The sequence below is a fragment of the Vibrio sp. 03_296 genome (assembly GCF_002265885.1).
In genome coordinates this window covers 1-607 of record NZ_NPKW01001205.1, presented here as the reverse complement: position 1 = coordinate 607, position 607 = coordinate 1, and the positions used below count along the sequence as shown (strand labels likewise).

General features: G+C 41.0%; 2 rRNA genes. Both read left to right on the top strand.

The features are described from left to right. Window positions 1–88, top strand: a 23S ribosomal RNA gene (locus CIK04_RS31010); the annotation flags it as partial. An 89-nt stretch (window positions 89–177) separates the two neighbouring features. Then, window positions 178–293, top strand: a 5S ribosomal RNA gene (gene rrf / locus CIK04_RS31005). Window positions 294–607: the final 314 nt, after the last annotated feature.

Here is a 607-nt window from a genome sequence, read left to right as displayed (position 1 = left end):
ATCGAGACTAGAACGTTGATAGGCAGGGTGTGTAAGCGCTGTGAGGCGTTGAGCTAACCTGTACTAATTGCCCGTGAGGCTTAACCATACAACACCCAAAGGGTTTTGATGGACTCAAAGCAAGAACGAATTGAATGTGTAGAGAACGCAAACAGCTTTCCGAATTTTAAGAATTTGCTTGGCGACCATAGCGTTTTGGACCCACCTGAACCCATTCCGAACTCAGAAGTGAAACGAAATAGCGTCGATGGTAGTGTGGGGTTTCCCCATGTGAGAGTAGAACATCGCCAGGCTTTTAATTCGACTTGTCTTTAATTAGACGAGTCACCATAAAGTTTTAAGCAAAAAGCTTAGAGTTTTATGTTGACTTACAGAGTCAATCGCGTATTATACGCACCTCGCTTAAGTGCTAAGGCACTGAAAGCAAAGCTCTTTAACAATATAAACCTATCAATCTGTGTGGGCACTCGTTGATGATAATCCAAAAGATTTATCAATGAACTGAGTGACCAAAACGATACTAAGTATCGGCACAGTCAATTTATTCAGTATTCATTGAGCCGAAGCGAAAGCTTCAAAAAACTTTTAATTGAAGAGTTTGATCATG